The 12,884-nt window shown below is 43.4% G+C and carries 12 protein-coding genes; 10 read left to right on the forward strand and 2 right to left on the reverse strand.

The annotated features are described in order from the left end of the window. Window positions 1–12 precede the first annotated feature (12 nt). Window positions 13–1,635: an L-lactate permease gene (locus MHB66_RS01730; RefSeq protein ID WP_041116558.1), complete on the forward strand. Its 1,623-nt coding sequence runs from the start codon at window positions 13–15 to the stop codon at window positions 1,633–1,635. Between the two features lie 44 nt (window positions 1,636–1,679). On the opposite strand, the gene MHB66_RS01735 is transcribed toward MHB66_RS01730, so the two are convergent. After that, window positions 1,680–2,669 (reverse strand): LacI family DNA-binding transcriptional regulator, encoded by a 990-nt coding sequence (locus MHB66_RS01735; protein ID WP_046313756.1) that lies wholly within the window; start codon window positions 2,667–2,669, stop codon window positions 1,680–1,682. A 109-nt stretch (window positions 2,670–2,778) separates the two neighbouring features. On the opposite strand from MHB66_RS01735, the gene MHB66_RS01740 reads away from it, so the two are divergent. From MHB66_RS01740 to MHB66_RS01770, 7 genes are all read left to right on the forward strand, one after another. Then, complete coding sequence (locus tag MHB66_RS01740) at window positions 2,779–4,104, forward strand: DegT/DnrJ/EryC1/StrS family aminotransferase (protein ID WP_046313757.1); 1,326 nt, start codon at window positions 2,779–2,781, stop codon at window positions 4,102–4,104. Continuing rightward, on the forward strand, window positions 4,079–4,945 hold the full coding sequence (locus MHB66_RS01745; protein WP_046313759.1) for an HAD-IIB family hydrolase: 867 nt from the start codon (window positions 4,079–4,081) through the stop codon (window positions 4,943–4,945). Before MHB66_RS01740 ends, MHB66_RS01745 begins: the two co-directional genes overlap by 26 nt. Further along, a complete protein-coding gene (locus tag MHB66_RS01750; protein ID WP_024424339.1) occupies window positions 4,942–5,988 on the forward strand; it encodes a Gfo/Idh/MocA family oxidoreductase in 1,047 nt (348 codons plus the stop codon). Before MHB66_RS01745 ends, MHB66_RS01750 begins: the two co-directional genes overlap by 4 nt. Before the next feature lie 54 nt (window positions 5,989–6,042). Next, entirely contained in the window at window positions 6,043–7,233 is a 1,191-nt protein-coding gene (locus tag MHB66_RS01755) for an MFS transporter (RefSeq protein ID WP_046313761.1), read from the forward strand. 92 nt (window positions 7,234–7,325) lie between these two features. Further along, a complete protein-coding gene (locus tag MHB66_RS01760) occupies window positions 7,326–7,955 on the forward strand; it encodes a LysE family translocator (RefSeq protein WP_024424337.1) in 630 nt (209 codons plus the stop codon). A 305-nt stretch (window positions 7,956–8,260) separates the two neighbouring features. Further along, entirely contained in the window at window positions 8,261–8,644 is a 384-nt protein-coding gene (locus tag MHB66_RS01765) for a UPF0715 family protein (RefSeq protein WP_034283242.1), read from the forward strand. A 191-nt stretch (window positions 8,645–8,835) separates the two neighbouring features. Further along, the gene (locus MHB66_RS01770; protein WP_034283243.1) at window positions 8,836–9,594 is read left to right on the forward strand and encodes a YqcI/YcgG family protein; all 759 of its coding nucleotides are present in this window, start codon (window positions 8,836–8,838) and stop codon (window positions 9,592–9,594) included. Here the strand turns inward: MHB66_RS01770 and MHB66_RS01775 are convergent. After that, complete coding sequence (locus MHB66_RS01775) at window positions 9,589–10,938, reverse strand: amino acid permease (RefSeq protein WP_046313762.1); 1,350 nt, start codon at window positions 10,936–10,938, stop codon at window positions 9,589–9,591. The genes MHB66_RS01770 and MHB66_RS01775 overlap by 6 nt on opposite strands. A 79-nt stretch (window positions 10,939–11,017) precedes the next feature. Here MHB66_RS01775 and MHB66_RS01780 point away from each other — a divergent pair, with 79 nt between their 5' ends. Further along, entirely contained in the window at window positions 11,018–11,614 is a 597-nt protein-coding gene (locus MHB66_RS01780) for an urea carboxylase-associated family protein (RefSeq protein WP_034283248.1), read from the forward strand. Window positions 11,615–11,812: 198 nt separating this feature from the next. Further along, a complete protein-coding gene (gene nadE / locus MHB66_RS01785) occupies window positions 11,813–12,634 on the forward strand; it encodes an ammonia-dependent NAD(+) synthetase (RefSeq protein WP_046313765.1) in 822 nt (273 codons plus the stop codon). The last annotated feature ends 250 nt before the right edge of the window (window positions 12,635–12,884 follow it).

Below are 12,884 nucleotides of genomic sequence, written 5' to 3' on the forward strand. Positions count from 1 at the left end.
GGATGAATCACTATGTGGCAGCAAATATATGATCCGTTTGGTAATGAATTCGTCAGTGCATTGGTGGCAATGCTCCCAATCTTGTTTTTCCTTCTTGCATTAACCGTTTTTAAGCTAAAAGGTGTTTTAGCCGCTTGTTTTACCTTAATCGTCAGTTTTGTAACAGCTGTTTTCTTCTTTCATATGCCAGTTGAAAAGGCATTATCTGCTGTGCTGCTCGGTATATCTAATGGGCTGTGGCCGATTGGATATATCGTCATCATGGCGGTATGGCTCTATAAAATTGCCGTGAAATCTGGTAAGTTCGATGTCATTCGATCTAGTATTGCAGGAATTTCTCAAGATCAACGTCTTCAGCTCTTATTAATTGGTTTTAGCTTTAACGCATTTTTAGAGGGAGCTGCTGGGTTTGGTGTACCGATTGCGATCAGTGCCGCTCTCTTAACAGAGCTTGGGTTTAAACCGCTGAAAGCTGCGATGCTCTGCTTAATTGCCAATGCTGCGTCTGGTGCATTTGGTGCTGTAGGCATTCCAGTGATTACAGGGGCGCAAATGGGCAATATGACGCCGCTTGCGTTATCTCAAACCCTTGTATATACGATCCCGTTTATTTCATTCTGTATTCCGTTCCTCCTCATTCTGATTGTAGATGGATTCAAAGGAATCAAAGAAACGCTGCCAGCCTTGCTTGTTGTGAGTGGAACCTATGCCATTTTGCAAGCTGTCACAATGGTGACGATGGGACCTGAGCTTGCCAATATTATTTCTGCCTTGGCAAGTATGGGAGTTTTAGCTTTATTCCTTCGGAAATGGCAGCCAAAACACATTTATCGTGAAGAAGGAGCGCCAGATATTGAACAAAAACAAACGTATCGCGGCGTTGAAATACTGAAAGCATGGTCTCCGTTCTATATTTTAACTGCTGTTATTACAGTATGGAGTCTGCCGGCATTTAAAGCATTGTTTGCTGTAGGAGGACCGCTTAACTGGACGACCATTTTAGTGAAAATGCCCTTTTTACATCAGCAAATTGTGAAATTACCACCAATTGCCCAAACGGAAACACCAATTGATGCGATCTTTAAAATTGATGTCATCAGTGCAACGGGTACTGCCATTCTGATTGCGGTCATGCTGACAGGGCTGTTTAGCAGACATATTACATTAACAGAAGGCGCTGTCTGCTTAAAAGCAGCGGTGAAAGAGCTTTGGGTTCCTGTTCTTACTATTTGTTTTGTCATGGGCTTTGCCAACCTGGCAAACTTTGCTGGACTAAGTTCAGCCATTGGACTTGCTCTTGCCAAAACAGGCGATTTGTTCCCGCTTGTCAGCCCGGTGCTTGGCTGGATCGGCGTGTTTATTACGGGATCTGTCGTGAGTAACAACGCCTTATTCGGTAACCTTCAAGCGGTCACTGCTTCTCAAATCGGCTCACAAGCAGGTTTGTTAATTGGGGCGAATACGACCGGTGGTGTGATGGCGAAATTAATTTCTCCACAATCTATCGCTATCGCTACAGCAGCTGTTGGAGAAACAGGGAAAGAATCTGAGCTCTTCAAAAAAACCGTGAAGTACAGTTTCATTCTGCTCGGTATTGTATGTATATGGACATTCATTCTTGCTCAATTTGTATAGGTTGATAGACTAAAAAAGACTGAGAGAAATCTCAGTCTTTTTCTTTATGTAGATTCTCTTGTCACGAGCCGGGTAGGCAGCTGGATATGTTCACGCTGCAATGGTTTTTGGTCTTGCAGGAGTGCGATCATTTGCTGTACAGACCGCTGGCCAAGCTCTACGATCGGTATGTCAATCGTGGTGATCGTTGGAGCTGTCACCTCACATATGTCTTGGTTGTCATAGCCGATGACCGCTAGATCCTTGGGGATTTGATAGCCATATGAAATGGCCTGTTTAATGAGCCCAGCTGCGACTTGATCATTGCCGGTGAAAATGGCATCAGGTTCTTCCTTCATGTGATGGATGACCTCCATTAAGCGAAAGCCGTCTTCAATGGTAAAAGCCTCTCCAAACAGCCAATCGTCTTGCAGCGGCAAACCGTGAGCAGAGAGTGCATCAAGATAGCCCTGTTTCCTTTGCTTCTGCGCTTCACTGCTTTCTGTATCAAAACAAAACCCAATCGATTTTCGCCCCGACCGAATCAAATAGTCCACCGCTTTATAGGCGGCTTCCCGTTCATCGTATCCAATAATCGGGATGTTTGCTGTTTGATGATATTCATTTGCCATGACAATGGGGCCGTTTGTTAAAAATGGCTCGATCTTTTCCCACTGATTTTCTAATGCCCCTAATATGACCCCATCTACTTCTTTTCTTTTTAATAATTGAAGCCCTTCAAGCTCCAATGCTTCTTGATAAAACGTCTGAAGCACGATGGCTTTATATCCTTGATCAAGGGCTTCTTTTGAAATGCCTTTAATCAATTGTGCAAAAAAAGGATGATCCACAGCTGGAACAGACACAGCAATGGTCTTTGTCTGATGTGACCTTAGTGTGCGGGCTGCTGAACTTGGTGTATATTCCATTTCTTTCATCACCTGTAAAATGAGCTGCCGCTTTTCTTCTGACACATATGGGTGATGGTTTAGCACTCTGGAAACGGTGGTGGTTGAAACCCCGCAGCGTTTGGCAATTTCATAAATTGTACACATATTAACAAATCCTTTACACAAAGTTATTGTTCTGAAATCGATAACATCATTTACAATGTGAAACAAGTTAAATATTAACAAAAGGAATTGATTAATTGGAGGGAATGGAATGCAAATATTGACGAAGATATCAGGTAAAAGCAAGGATTATCTTCCTTTGCTGGATATGATCAATCAAGGTGTTCAAGTAAAGGCCGATTCAGTTGAAAAGCATCTAGCAAATGAAAAGCTGGTGACGTTCCTTGAGCAAGATATAGAGCGCACAGGTTTGGAAAAAATTCTCTTCCATTATAAACAAAATAAGGAAAAAAAGATACCGTTTCTGCCAGTTGACAAACTGATTTCAGAAGATGAAATCGATGATATTATGCAGGTGCTGAAGGAAGTATTGAGCTCTGGCCGTTTTACTTCAGGGCCATATATTCCGACGTTTGAAAAGGCGATTGCTGAGTACTTAGGGAAAAAATATGTCATTGCCACGTCAAGTGGAACAGATGCATTGATGATCAGTCTCATATCAGCAGGCGTCCATCCAGGAGACGAGGTGATTTTGCCGGCAAACAGCTTTGCTGCAACAGAAAATGCAGTGCTCGCCATTGGGGCTGTTCCGGTTTATGCCGATATTGATCCTGAAACCTACTGCCTCTCACCGAGTGAAATAGAGAAGCATATCACAGATAAAACGGTATGCATTCTACCGGTTCATTTATATGGAAAGCAAGCGGATATGAAGGAGATTTCGGCGATTGCGAAACAGCATGGGCTGAAAATCATTGAAGACGGCTGTCAAGCGATTGGCAGCAGCGGCCTTGGCGCTTATGGAGATGGACTTGTTCTCAGCTTTAATCCATACAAAAACCTTGGGGTCTGCGGAAAGGCAGGAGCCATCGCTACAAATGATGAGGCCCTAGCGGAAAAATGCATGGAGATCAGCTATCACGGCTTTGAAGCTGGAAAGAAAAATGTCAAACGCAGTGACTACGGCTTTAATTCGAAAATTGATAATTTGCAGGCAGCGATCGGACTTGAACGAATGAAGTATTTAGGATTGCAAAACTTTAAACGTTTTTATTTAGCCAAGCGGTACATTGACCAGCTGCAACCGCTTGAGGATGAAGGATACATGAAGCTTCCGAAGCTGACGGATGATCATGTCTGGCATCTATTCCCGATCAGAGTGCTGAAGGGAGACCGCGATGAACTGGCAGCGAAATTGCTGGAAATGGGCATAGAGACAGATGTCTATTACCCGGTTCTATCGCATCAGCATCAAACAAATCTTGTTTCTCAAAAATATAGACAAACGACACTTCCACACACGGAAAAAGCAGCACAGCAATTACTTCATTTGCCGCTTTATCCAGGAATGCCGCTGCAAGATCAGGAGAAGGTCATCGAGGGGGTTCAACATGTTATCAAGTCTTCCATTCAATAAAAAACTGCTGAATCAGCCGAAGAATCCGCAGTGGATCGTCTTCTGTGACTTTGATGAAACGTATTATTCTCACGGAATGACAGAGGAGCAGAGAGAGGATATCAAGCGGCTGGAAGCCTTTGTAGCAGAAAAGAGTGAAACGGGACAGCTCTTGCTGGGCTGGGTGACGGGAAGCAGTCTCGATTCTGTCACGAGCAAAATGGAAAAAGGCGGTTTTCATCAATTCCCGCATTTCATTGCGTCGAACTTAGGGACTGAGATTGTATATACGTCGGATGCTCATTTTGGACAGCCGGATGCAGAGTGGATGAAGAGGCTGGATGCGCAGGGCTTTTCAGATGAAAAAATCGAAGACATCCTGAAAACTATCCGAGAAAAGGGAATTTCCCTTAGGCCGCAAACGCAGCTGGGCAGCTCAGGGTATAAGAAGAATTTCTATTATCAGGAGCAGGATGAGCGGACGGATCTTCATCATCTATCATTTATCCAAACACTGGCTAAAGAGCGAGGCGTGGCGGTCAACATCAACAAATGCAACCCGCTTGCAGGAGATCCTGAGGATTGCTATGATGTCGATTTTTTACCAGTCGGAACAGGGAAGGATGAAATTGTACGTTTTATGCTGAACCAATATGATTTATCGAAAGATCAAGGATTTGCCTTTGGTGATAGTGGGAACGATTTGCGGATGCTTCAATCCGTCACACACGGTTTCCTTGTCCAAAATGCGACAGCCGAAGCCAAACGGCACCATCACCAAATTTGTCATCATGGGTATGCAAAAGGAATCTATGAAACACTGAAAACAGTGATGTATAAACATGAGGAGGCACATTCATGAAGAAAATTGGAATTGTTGGAGCAGGGAATATTGCAAAAGCACATGCAAGAGCATTATCAACGATCAAAGGTGCAGAATTATCCGGTGTCTATGATTTGCATGAGTCGGTCGCACAGGGATTCATTAAACAGTACGGCGGACGTGTGTATTCAAGTATCGAGACACTGGCAGATGCATCTGATGGGTTGATCATTGCTTCTCCTAATTTTTGTCACAAGGACCATGCCCTTCAGTCGCTAAGAGCAGGACAGCCGATTTTATGTGAAAAACCGATGGCTGTGTCGCTGAAGGAAGCGAAGGAAATGGTGGAGACAGCCAAACAGTTCCAAGTTCAAGCCAGTATGGGCTTTAACTATCGTTATTTATCCTTTGTGAATATATTGAAAAACTTGATTGCTAACGGTGAATTAGGCCGCATTTTAACTGTTAGAACTCATTTTAAGAAAAACAGTGCCCTTAGAAGAAAGACATTTTCATGGAGAGACAGCGGCGAAAGTCTGCGTACGAGCGGTGCACTAGGGGATCTTGGCATTCATTTGATTGATATGCTGTGGTACTTATTTGGCAGTGAAATGAAGAAAGAATCACTTAACACCAAGATGCTGACACATGTAAAGGAAAAAGAAGAGAAAAAGGTTCAGGTGGATGATCATACCGAAATTTTCGGGCAGATGGAGAATCAAGTGTTCTTTCATTTGGTGACATCCAAAAGCACGCAGCCTGAGGAATGTGGATTTAGTGTAGAAGTCGTTGGACATGACAAGGTATTCAAATACCATACGAACATGAAAAACGAATATGAGATCAGTGATGGATTGTGTGTGGAGCGTCATCAAATGCCGCAAACTTTGCTGACAGATCCGCCAAATGAATTTTACGGATGGTCCGATACATTCCGCGATCAGCTGATGCATTGGGTGAATACTGATCCATACCCATCTCATATGAAGGTCGCTGATTTTGAAGATGGTTATCGCGCGCAGGCTGCGCTCAATACATGCTTTGAGAGGGAAGAGGCAGTCGTCTCTGCCCAGGCATATTAAAGAGGTGGAGCGGAGGATGTGATGACTCCGCTCCTTTTTAGAGGAAGTGAAAAGATGAAAAAGGTATTTTATTTTGGCTGTGTCTTTTATTTTTTTATTGGGACCATTCATGTGTTTTTTGGCAGCTTAACGCCTTATTTGCTGTCGAGTTACGATAAAGGCCCCGGGGAATTATCATCTTTAATTTTTTTTCAGTTTATTGGTTTTTTGACAGGCGTTCTGTTATCCCCCATTCTAGTGAGAAAAAAAGGCTATGGCGCTGTGCTGACCATGGGTCTTTTGCTGATGATCGGCTCACTTCTGCTGGGGCTATTGGTGCCGGGCTGGACAACGCTTGTGCTGGCAGGTTTTTTTCTTGGGAGCGGCGCAGGCAGTCTTGAGACAACAGCTGGTGCATATGTCATTTCGATGGCAAATAGTGCAAAGCGAATCAGTATCATGGAGGTCTTTTTTGGATTAGGTGCGCTGTTATTCCCGCTAGTGATTCTGCTGACTGTCACAGAACAGACATGGCAGTATGTGTTTTTATTTCAGGTGGGTGCGCTGACATTTTTCCTTATGCTTTGGCTTGTTTTTATGAACAAACTGCCTCACGGACAGATGGATGCTCCTTCCTCAGAAGGGACGAGGAAACCGTCCTTGCTTGTTGATCGAAATAATCGAATGATTGTGGTGATCATGATTTGCTTTGCCTTTTTCTACGCAGGGATTGAAACGAACTTTGCGAATTTTTTGCCGTCGATCATGCTGGAAAAAGGGGGAGAAAATTGGGGCCTCTTTGCGGTCTCTACTTTCTGGACAGCGATCGTCATTGGCAGAACCGTAATTGCGAGAAAAGCCGATCAGCTGCATCCGCTGCGTTTTTTAAAGCTAAGCGCATCTCTGATGATTCTGCTGCTTGTGATATTCGCTCTGACAACCCACATCACCGCGCAGTTGATTCTCATCTTTTTCATCGGCCTTTGCGCAGCGGGCATGTTCCCAATCGCACTGACAGCATCTGCCTTAATGATTGAAAATGCCATCGATGAGGCGACGAGTTATTTTATTGCAGCCGCAAGCTTAGGCGGAGCCTGCTTGTCCTTTTTGATTGGATTTAGTCTGGAATGGGCAGGAGCGGCAAGTGCCGTCTTTGTATTTGCCTTCTTAGCTGTTCTTCTGTTTGCAGCTGCGATTCAAATGAATCGTTCTAAGAAAAAAGAAACAATACACGCGCAGCAGTCGGCACTGAAAGCAGACCGCTAAGCATCCGCCTGAAATGATGACAAAGGACTTGTACTAAAACGCAGAAAGTTTGAATAACATGTACAAGTCAGCATCAAAAGGAGGACGTCTATGTGGCGGTGTTTTTTGGTTATATATTTTTAGGGTTGTCACTTTCAGCGCCTGTTGGGCCAGTCAATGCAGCCCAAATCGACAGAGGGATTAAAAGTGGATTTTGGCATGCGTGGATTTTTGGTGTAGGGGCTATGGCTGCGGATATTGTCTATATGCTTCTCATCTATTTTGGTGTCGCCCAGCTTTTGACTGCACCTCTTGTAAAAACCTTTTTGTGGCTGTTCGGCTTTTTCGTTTTGACCTATACCGGCATTGAAAGTCTGCGTAAAATCAATTTGCAGGAGAGTCCGAAAAAAGACAGCGAAAACACATCAATTGGCAAATCGTTTATGACCGGATTTTTCATTTCTCTTTCTAATCCGCTCAGTATTTTGTTTTGGCTTGGCATCTATGGCAGCATCTTAGCCAATACGATCGAAAAGTATGGAGCTTCCCAAATGCTCATGTACAGTATGGCTATTTTTATCGGCATGCTGATCTGGGATTTCAGTATGGCGCTGCTTGCTAGTTCGTTTAGGCGTTATTTAAGTGAACGTGTTTTACATGGCTTATCCGTTCTTGCAGGTCTATCTTTACTTGGTTTCGGCGCCTATTTTGGGTATCAGGGGATCATGGCGTTGATTGGGTAGAAAACAGACTGACACATTCAGTCTGTTTCAGCGTGTAGACAAACCCTCGCATTCTTTGTCAGGTCTGCGCTCCGGTGCTCACGAATGTCAAATTCGCTCTGCTCCGATGCTCGCTCTTCCTAGACTGCAAAGGTTTTCTATCACGCTGAATAGAAGACAAAGGGCTAAAATAAAGATCATTTTAGTCCTTTGTCAATAATCTGAAGCAGACTGACACATTCAGTCTGTTTTTTTGTAAGGATTGACAGACATAACACATTCTTGAATAATGGTGGAATATTAAATGGTTTGAAGGAGCTTCTGCTATGCGTATGTTTTTGCCAGTATTCAACTATGTGTGTATGCTGATTTTATCAGTCATCACAGCAACATTCGTTTATACGTTTTTATTCATGCCGCCTGAAGTGGGCTTTAGTTATGTGGAGATGACCAGCCTGTTCATTTTGTCAGCTTATGTCATTTTTGCTGCACCGATTCAGTTTGTTTTACACCGGCATCCTAAGAGGTTTCGAAGCCGTGACTTACTGATTTATTTTATTGCGGCATGGCTGGTTTGTTCGGCTTTGGCTTTATGGATTGATTATGGGCTTGTTGTGTTCATGAGCTATAAAGTCTATCTGTTTAGCTTCTGCGCAGCCCTTATTTATTGGGTGCTGGATTCCGTTTTTTTGATGAATAATCGATCGTAGGTATGGCGAAAGGCTCTCTATTAACTTACACTAGTCTGATCATACATAATAGAATTAAAGAAACAAATACCTGCTCAATTTGAATAGAAACCCCATTTTGTCATGCGCTAGGAAAGTCGTGGAAGGACAGTCACCACAGCCATTTGCACCTCATAGGCTATGGAGAAGACGCTAAAACGAGGTGTAAAGAAATGGCCCAGCTGTATGCAAAAAGTTGCCTTGATCAAAATCTACGATCACTAGAAGAATGGAAGCAGGATGCTTTCACACGATTTGGCAAGATGGTAGGAGATGAAGCCGATACATTCCCATGTGTACCCGGAAGACAGGGATTTTTTCTCGATCATTTACGCTATGGGTTTGTCGGCGACCCTAGGAAAGAGGAAGCGGTTGATGAATTAGCCCAGCTGCTGAGAGAATATCAAGGCTGTGCGAAAGAAACCGGTCAATATGCTTCATTTATCTGTTTTTTTGAAACACCGCAGGACTTACAGGAAAGTTCGCTTGAAGAGTTTGAGCAGCAGTTTTGGTCGCTGCTTCAGCGGCTGCATCATAAAGATGAAGAACCGTGGCCTGAGGAGATCCCATTAGATACTCATCATCATGAGTGGGAGTATTGCTTCCATGGTGAGGCGTATTTTATTTTGTGTTCCACACCTGCTCATAAGCTCAGAAAAAGCCGCCACTTCCCTTATCTCTTGATGGCATTTCAGCCTAGGTGGGTGTTTGAGAAAATGAATGGATCGACCAAGTTTGGACAAAAAATGAGCCAGCTCGTTCGCAAGCGGCTCAAAGCATATGATGAGGTCAGTGTTCATCCATCATTAAAATGGTACGGGGATCCGACCAATCATGAATGGAAGCAATACTTTCTCCCAGATGAAGAGGCGGAGAAACCAGCCTCCGCCAAATGTCCATTTACTGCATTAAAAAACATGATGAAATTATGATGCGGTCTGATCCTGCTTCCACTTTTTCCTCATAAATAGCACCATGATGGCAATCACTGCAATGATCCCAAGGCTGATAAAAAAGCCAGGTCGTCCGCTTGCCTCCGTTAATGTGCCTGATACAGCGGCTCCAATTAAGAGCAGCGCAAGAATCATTTCGCACGTTTGGCGGGTGGATGGCTTGGATAGCTTTTTACTTGAGAACAGAATAAAAATCCATGTGTACAGCAGGGTAAGACCGGCTGCTGTTGTGAGATGCTCGTAGATGTGTTTGGACAAAAAGAGTGCAAGCAAAATCGAGACAATTAAGCCAGCAGCAGTTAAGATAATCGAAGACCATCTCACATGCGATGGATCTTTTTGTTTAAAACAAGCAGGTGCATCTTGATGCTCTGACATTGTGCCGAGCAGCGTTGTGACCGCATAGAGAGAGGCAACCAATGTCGAAAAACCAGCAATAATGAAAATGCCATTAAAGATATGAAGAAAGATCGATAAATGAAACGGCTCTAATGAAGTAATAAATGGACTGCTGTTCTCATTAAAGGCTGTCACTGGGACAAGCAAGAGAGCAAGTCCGATTGAGACGATATAGATGACTGCTAGAATGATCAGCATGACACGTCCAGCTTTTGCCGCATCCTTCGGGTCCTTTAAATGAACCGCCATCAGCCCCATGACTTCAATTCCCCCAAATGCATAAAATGCGTAAATCAATCCATTCCAAAGACCAAGCGGACCAAGAGGCATCCATTCGTGATCCTTGTTAGGCAGATGAAGGGTCGGTTTATGTTCTGTCAAAATGCCGAATAACACAAGCACTGCAAGAATCATAAACAGAAAAATCGCCGCTGTCTTCAGTACCGCAAGAACATTTTCTGTCTTTTGAAAAGAAGAAAGCCCAATGATAATCACAAGAAGGGCAAGAGCGGAATAAATTGCAGAAAACACCCAAAGCGGAACAGAAGGAAACCAGTGGCGGGTAAATAGAGAAATGGCGGTTAACTGACTTCCTGTAATCAGCATTTCTGCAAACCAATACACCCAGCCATTGCTAAACCCTGCCCAGCGTCCGTATGCTTTACGAGCATAGGAACAAAATGACCCTTTATCAGGATTATCAGCTGTCATCGCAGCTAAATGTTTAAAGACGAGATACGTTCCCACTGCAGCAAGCAAAAAGGAGATGCAGACGGAATAACCGGATTTTGTAATGGCGATGCTGGAACCAAGGAAGAACCCAGTGCCAATTGTACAGCCGACTCCGATGAGAGAAAGCTGCCACCAAGATAAAGATTGTTCTTCTTTCAATGCAAGTGCAACACCTTTCTGTTTCAATGACATTAGCTTGTGACCGCCTCTTTTTTTTATACATGATCAAGGGGACATTTTGGGCATACTGTCATGGAAAGGAGTGCATGTGATGAACGGAGAACACGTCATTTTACCAAAGGGAAGACTCGGCTTTCGTTTAGGAAAAGGCCAATGTATGCGAGTGGTTGATGTCGAAGGCCAGCAAGTAGCAGATGTGATGGCCTATCATGAAAAAGATTTTTATGAAAAATTTGACCAAGGTGCGACGATGGACAGTTTGTTCTCGTCTAAAGTGAAAAAAGGCGATAAGCTTTATTCTAATTTATATAAACCGATGTTTACGATCATTGAAGATACAGTAGAATGCCATGATTTATACATGCCCGCCTGCCGGCAAGAGATGTATCAGCTTTTATACGGCCGGACGCACTTAGAGGTCATGCATACATGCTACGACAATTTGCGGACTGCCTTTGAGCCCTTTGGGATTCCAAAGGAGGATATGTACTATCCTTTTAATGCCTTTATGAATACAGTCATTGATGAAAAAGGAAAGCTGTCTGTCGAGCTGCCAAAATCGCTGCCCGGTGACTACATTCGCCTGCGGGCTGAAATGGACCTCATTGTGGCCGTGTCTGCATGTCCTGCTGATATTGGGAAGTGTAATGGATCAAGCTGTACATCCATACGAGTAGAAATCGATTAAAAAAGAAAAGGACCAGTCCATAAAGACGTGGTCTTTTTCACTTGTGAATGTTTGATCATCTAAGAAATAGGGGAACGTCTAACAAAATGTTCTTGATGAAAACATGGTATAATGAAGATTCAAAAAACGTTATTAAATCAATGAATTGTGAGTAAAACCTGTTCTCTTCATGTAGAGGATGCTTAGGAGGAAAAGTGTATGAGTTTGCAGAAAAAGATCAGCCAAGAGTTGCATGTGCAGCCCTCAATTGACCCAAAGCAGGAGATCGAAAAACGGGTTGGATTTCTAAAAGAGTACTTGAAAAAAACTGGGGCAAAAGGATTTGTTCTCGGTATTAGCGGCGGGCAGGATTCAACGCTTGCCGGACGTCTTGCACAGCTTGCTGTCAGTGAGCTTCGTCAAGAAGGAAAAGAGGATGCGGTCTTTATTGCGGTACGCCTTCCGCATGGTGTGCAGCAGGATGAAGATGATGCACAGCTCGCCCTATCATTTATTCAGCCAGACAAGTCGTGGAAATATGATATTGCACCTGCCGTGTCAGCATTCAGTGATCAATATCAAAAGGAAACGAACGGCCCATTGTCTGACTTTAATAAAGGAAATGTCAAAGCTCGCATGAGAATGATCGCGCAATATGCTGTCGGTGGTGAGGAAGGATTGCTTGTCATCGGTACAGATCATGCAGCTGAAGCAGTAACCGGCTTCTTCACGAAGTATGGTGATGGCGGTGCAGATGTTCTCCCGCTCACAGGTTTGACAAAACGCCAAGGACGGGCGCTTTTAGAAGCGCTAGAAGCACCGGAACGCCTGTATTTAAAGAAACCAACAGCCGATCTGCTGGATGATAAACCTCAGCAAACGGATGAAACAGAACTCGGCATTACGTACAATGAAATTGATGATTACTTAGAAGGAAAATCAGTCTCAGATCAAGCAGCAGAAGCGATTGAAAAGCGTTATGTTCAATCAGAGCATAAACGCCAAGTACCTGCTTCCATGTTTGATGACTGGTGGAAATAAAAAGAAACCTCTCCGATGATGGAGAGGTTTTTTTATGTCGAATTTCAAGTGGATTTGACAAAATAACCAAAAATTCATTAAATTAGTAGAACGATATACTTAAGTCCATTTAACTAAATATCGATTTTTTTGATCAAAAAAAGCAAACATAATTAGTTCGATTCACTTAATTTCACTTCTATTGACAGTATTTTCAGAAAAAATAATTGACGAACAAAAAGAATGCGCTTACAATGAAACCACATTCCGA

The organism is Bacillus sp. FSL L8-0167 (genome assembly GCF_038630295.1).
Classification (GTDB): Bacteria; Bacillota; Bacilli; order Bacillales; family Bacillaceae; genus Bacillus; species Bacillus safensis.

Bases quoted from the DNA above. Each gene is read 5' to 3' on its own strand.
- MHB66_RS01775 (WP_046313762.1), bottom strand. From the start codon at position 10,938: ATGTCATTGAAACAGAAAGGTGTTGCACTTGCATTGAAAGAAGAACAA.
- MHB66_RS01755 (WP_046313761.1), top strand. From the start codon at position 6,043: ATGAAAAAGGTATTTTATTTTGGCTGTGTCTTTTATTTTTTTATTGGG.
- MHB66_RS01750 (WP_024424339.1), top strand. From the start codon at position 4,942: ATGAAGAAAATTGGAATTGTTGGAGCAGGGAATATTGCAAAAGCACAT.
- nadE (WP_046313765.1), top strand. From the start codon at position 11,813: ATGAGTTTGCAGAAAAAGATCAGCCAAGAGTTGCATGTGCAGCCCTCA.
- MHB66_RS01745 (WP_046313759.1), top strand. From the start codon at position 4,079: ATGTTATCAAGTCTTCCATTCAATAAAAAACTGCTGAATCAGCCGAAG.
- MHB66_RS01765 (WP_034283242.1), top strand. From the start codon at position 8,261: ATGCGTATGTTTTTGCCAGTATTCAACTATGTGTGTATGCTGATTTTA.
- MHB66_RS01780 (WP_034283248.1), top strand. From the start codon at position 11,018: ATGAACGGAGAACACGTCATTTTACCAAAGGGAAGACTCGGCTTTCGT.
- MHB66_RS01740 (WP_046313757.1), top strand. From the start codon at position 2,779: ATGCAAATATTGACGAAGATATCAGGTAAAAGCAAGGATTATCTTCCT.
- MHB66_RS01770 (WP_034283243.1), top strand. From the start codon at position 8,836: ATGGCCCAGCTGTATGCAAAAAGTTGCCTTGATCAAAATCTACGATCA.
- MHB66_RS01730 (WP_041116558.1), top strand. From the start codon at position 13: ATGTGGCAGCAAATATATGATCCGTTTGGTAATGAATTCGTCAGTGCA.
- MHB66_RS01735 (WP_046313756.1), bottom strand. From the start codon at position 2,669: ATGTGTACAATTTATGAAATTGCCAAACGCTGCGGGGTTTCAACCACC.